General features: G+C 38.6%; 5 protein-coding genes and 1 pseudogene. 2 read left to right on the top strand and 4 right to left on the bottom strand.

Going from position 1 to position 4,377, the window contains the following annotated elements; translation table 11 throughout:
• Positions 1-4: 4 nt before the first annotated feature.
• Positions 5-145: pseudogene (locus BLQ17_RS23875) on the bottom strand (IS256 family transposase); the annotation flags it as partial.
• Positions 146-310: 165 nt separating this feature from the next.
• On the opposite strand from BLQ17_RS23875, the gene BLQ17_RS23610 reads away from it, so the two are divergent.
• Positions 311-577 carry a transposase gene (locus tag BLQ17_RS23610; protein WP_092226337.1) on the top strand — a complete coding sequence of 89 codons (267 nt, stop codon included), beginning with the start codon at positions 311-313 and terminating at the stop codon, positions 575-577.
• Positions 578-663: 86 nt separating this feature from the next.
• Here BLQ17_RS23610 and BLQ17_RS21700 read toward each other — a convergent pair whose 3' ends face one another.
• The 3 genes from BLQ17_RS21700 to BLQ17_RS21690 all read right to left on the bottom strand — a co-directional run bounded on the left by BLQ17_RS21700 (position 664) and on the right by BLQ17_RS21690 (position 3,786).
• The gene (locus BLQ17_RS21700) at positions 664-1,293 is read right to left on the bottom strand and encodes a hypothetical protein (protein ID WP_092226335.1); all 630 of its coding nucleotides are present in this window, start codon (positions 1,291-1,293) and stop codon (positions 664-666) included.
• Positions 1,294-1,387: 94 nt separating this feature from the next.
• Positions 1,388-2,554 (bottom strand): hypothetical protein, encoded by a 1,167-nt coding sequence (locus tag BLQ17_RS21695; RefSeq protein WP_092226333.1) that lies wholly within the window; start codon positions 2,552-2,554, stop codon positions 1,388-1,390.
• 344 nt (positions 2,555-2,898) lie between these two features.
• Complete coding sequence (locus tag BLQ17_RS21690; protein ID WP_176761397.1) at positions 2,899-3,786, bottom strand: glycerol kinase; 888 nt, start codon at positions 3,784-3,786, stop codon at positions 2,899-2,901.
• A gap of 370 nt (positions 3,787-4,156) precedes the next feature.
• Between BLQ17_RS21690 and BLQ17_RS21685 the strand changes: the two genes are divergently transcribed.
• Positions 4,157-4,377, top strand: a 221-nt coding sequence (locus BLQ17_RS21685) for a helix-turn-helix domain-containing protein (protein ID WP_176761396.1), incomplete at its 3' end; no start/stop codon positions are given.

Raw genomic sequence — 4,377 nt, 5'->3', positions numbered from 1 at the left:
TTTTTCAGATTTCAGAGAATCTATCTTCATATTCAATGAGAAAGCGGTTCATAGCCGGTTTCCAGTTCCGAATAGGCATGGTCCATCTTTCAGAAGCTTTCTGGATAGCCAGAAACACAACTTTAAACGCCGACGTGTCATTTGGATGTCATTCAGCGTTGAAATTTGACTCTATTCCGCTTTGAATATTGACCCCTTTGCGGGATGAAGGACTGAATATCTTTTGTTTTGTAAAGTCTCTCATATTAGATAATTAAGAGACCATAAGCGTAAAAGCTATTTAAGCCAATGGGGTCAACCTTGGACGCCGATTGGGGGGCAATTTTCAACACTGATTGACAGCCATGATGCCCTTACATCAGGTATCAAGCCGTTCATTCGACTAGGGTTGACCATCAATAGGTTCAAAGAACAAATCCTCAACTATTTTAAGCATCATATCACCAATGCGGCGGTAGAGGGGATCAACAACAAAATCAAGACGCTTAAACGGCAAGTTTACGGCTTTCGAGACATGGAATATTTCAAACTACGACTCTATCATTTGCATCGGACCAGGTACTCGTTTGCCGGATGAACCTCATTTTTTTGTAGAATGCTAACGTTGAGTCCTGCGGGATCAGCGTTTTTTTGCTGCTTCCGTAGAAACGTTTTGTTATGCATCTATTTCATCCATTTCTTAACACGACCTTTGCCAATATTATTATAGACACCAGTTAAAACACTTTTTTGAAATACTTTACCTGCAACAGCAGCTTTTGATATTCCTTTTGCTACCATATTTCTGGCAGTGTTTGCTTTTACAGAATGTAAATAATTCAAACAATAGGAGTGTGCATAAATTTCTGCTTCCAGTAAATTTACACTCGGCTCAGGCTTTAATTGAAAATTACCTTTAGCACCCCTGAGTATATCTTCAACGTGGCCAAGTTCATGGGCCAATGCACACAGATTGCATGCACTTTTCACATAGTTGTATTCTTCATCAGATTCTTTGCTTTCACGAGGAGGTCCTTTCTGAACGAAAATTACTTGCTCTATCAGATTATCTAATTTGATAGTAACTGTACATCCTAGGATATTGCTATTAGCAGCACCTCCATGGTTTGAACCATAAGGTTGCCCTTTTACTTTGTATCTAATAATATTTTTAACGGATAAGCCTATATGCTCTATTAGGTAATTTTCACCTTTTGCAAACAACTCATAATCTATAAAATTTAATGAATGGATTTTCAAGCCATTCAATTCATTTTCCAGTTTTTTTAGAGCACCACCATAATCAAATATCATATATTTTTGTGTGCATAACGTATAGGGTAACCGGCGAGTTTCAGCGAGTCCGCGTTGACCCGTTTGATAGCCAATTATTAATTAATCAATCTCACTAAAACATTGCTTTGGAGAATTTAACAAATATTATTTTACCATTATCTAATTCAATTTTATCTATAATGTAATCTTCGACCATTTTAGCAACAGATTGTTTGTAATCTTTTCCTTTTAAATCCTTGAGAAGAATTTTGAACATTTCAAATTCTTCAATTTTATCTCTTGCTGTTGGAAATGAATATGGCGAATCTATAGAGTTCCCGTCACCATGATATTTTGGAAGTTTCTTGGAGAAAATTCGAGAAGCTTTAGCTCCTCTTTTTTGAGATCTTTGCAACCAGCTATTAAGTTTTAAATTTGCTCTAGCATCGATAAGCCCTAGTTCTTTGTAATAGAGCCAATATCTAAGGCATTTTTTTACAAATAAAATATTTAGGTTCCGAACATGTTCATTGGGACTGTCGATGAGTCCCTCTGCTAGATTACCAGATGTGACAAGGAAGTTGCTTCCATAGTTGGGGTGTACGAAATCACAGAGAAAATCGTAATCAGCTTTCACTATGTGTGATTTTGGGAAAGGGTCAATCGGTATTCCAAATCTTTCAATAGCTTCATCTTTTGTAAATGCTTCTTGAAATAGAAAACTATGATGTGGTGAGTTTGTGTTGTCAACCTCATTTGAGGTGTCTATTTTCCCAAAACAACTATCAAGGGTTTTAATTGCATCATGAATATGAATGGGCTTTTTTGAATTGTGCTTTTTCTCGTTTCTGTTACCGGTTCCATAATACGAAATATGATAATTTAAACTAAGGTCATTTAATAATTTTTCAGTTACATTTTGATTAGTCTGTCCAGTTAATTTATCAATTGTAAATTCTAATTTATTAATAACATGGGCATAAGCTGCCGTGTGTTCTAGTGTCGAGCGAGAAAAAATTGCTAAACCAATAACATTATCGGATGTAAAACAATTACTAGCACCATTAAAAATGTACTTTAGCTTTGCTGCAGTTAATAAATTGAAAAATGTTTGTTCATAAATGACCTTTTGCAGCAAGTCTCTAATACCTTCAATACCCTTCCCAACGGACGGCTGTGATGAAATATTAGATTCCTTAAATTCGTCAAAGTTTCTCGCATATTTGCTCGATTTAGAATCTTCGTTGAAATATGCAAGAACGTCAGCAAATGGATTTTTCTTGCTTGTTGAATCTGACATTTTTTATAATTTAATTTTGTGCTAAATTGAATGCTTTATGGCTAACAAGTAATTACCAGGAAGACTGAATGAAGTGGAATTCCACCTACCGTTTTTTCTTTACTCAGCCCCTCATATTAATAAATAACACCAAAATTCAGGCAAATAGACTGTTTTGATTAATCCAAGTTGTTAGAGTTGCTTTTCTGGGTAACACCACCAGAAATCATATTATGCTTCCTTTATTCTCAAGGTTCCGGTGCCAGCTATTTTAGTTGTACCGACGTATGTCAGAGTCAGATGAGCTGAGTGTCTTACTCAATCTGGAATTGCCCTGCAATACTAGGTAATTGTTAAAACTATCCTCAGTAAGCCTGGATCCCATGCTTCAACAACAACCTAGGCAAATAATCATCCAGATTCTGCACATGCTCATCACTTAACTCAATCAAATTAAATCCATACTTCTCGTAAATCTCCTGCTTCGCTGCTTTCCTTTTCAAATACCTCGGATCATCCTCATATCCCCAATATTCAATGTAGACCTTACCCGTAGGAATATAGAAGTCAGAGTACACATCCTCCTCGATCGGCAGCTTACGTTCATACGCATGGACGATCTCAGCCATATACAACCAGTTGTCGATCAGCATCTCAGCTTTTGATCTGACGACGTGGCCATCGGTAGATCTGTGCTTAGCCTCAAACTTTTCTCTGAACCCGATCTCTTCTTTCTGCGTATCATCTTGAACAGATTTTTCATCTGCATTCTCAGTACCACTGAACTGATCGATCGAATTTTTGAGTATCTTGTTATCGAGAATCGAATCAGGCCATCGGACATAAGGAACACCAGTTCTCTTATCCTCGTCATGGACAGCGCCCTGTTTGACACCCTGGGGTGTAGTGATCCACCCTTTCAGACCCTTGTATACCCAGCCGAGCTCAGAAAGGATGAAGTTGATCTTAATTGCTGACAGGCCATACTTCTTGCCTATGCCGGTTGAGGAGATGAGTTTTACCCCCTCGTCTATATCGAGTTTGATATTTTCAGGCCAAGAGATGTACTTGCCAAATTTTTTATGCTCGATGAACTTACCGCCGCGTTTTACGCCTTCCTGGGTCAGATCCCAGACCTCACCCTTCTTCTCAATAAGCCCGAGATTGGTGAGTTTGAGAAACATGTCTTTGGTAGAAAGATTGAACTTTTTCGATAGGGCTGTAGTTGAGATCTGTTTTGGGGGAGTACTCATCTCCTGAACCTTTATCCTACGTTGTAGGATACAAAATATGTTAAATCAGTTAATTATCCACTTTTCATTTATTCCCTAACATATTATATCCAGTAATTGCAATGAGCTTAGTCGATTTGGAGAGAGAAAGCTGTGTATGAGGTAGCCGAAGACTCAGTACGTCTTCGTCCTTTTGACGCTTAACCTTTGACTATTGATGAGCCATGCCACCCAACGACAGACAAGAAGCAAATAAGGAAAAAGTCTCCCCTCTCACCAAAGTCCTTATCCATAAGGTCCACGGATGTCATTCAGCGTTGAAATTTGGGTTCATCCGGCAAACGAGTATTAATCAGTTCATTGATCAGTAGACATGTGTTATACTCCGGGCATGGAAACTGATGATGGAAGAAAAATTGACCGCAAAGGCCTTGAAGCCATCCGCATACGGGCTGTACAGCGTGTGGAAGCTGGAGAGAGCCCCGAAACTGTCATAAAGGCCCTTGGATTTACGAGAACCGTTATCTATCAATGGATTGCGAAATACCGAGAAGGCGGCATTGATGCTCTTCGCAGCCGTAAAGCACCTGGCAAGCAACCCAAACTTAACGG

Source organism: Desulforhopalus singaporensis (assembly GCF_900104445.1).
In the GTDB taxonomy this organism is placed as follows: Bacteria; Desulfobacterota; Desulfobulbia; order Desulfobulbales; family Desulfocapsaceae; genus Desulforhopalus_A; species Desulforhopalus_A singaporensis.
The sequence above is the reverse complement of the archived record's forward strand: the minus strand, read 5'-3'. Positions and strand labels throughout refer to the sequence as shown.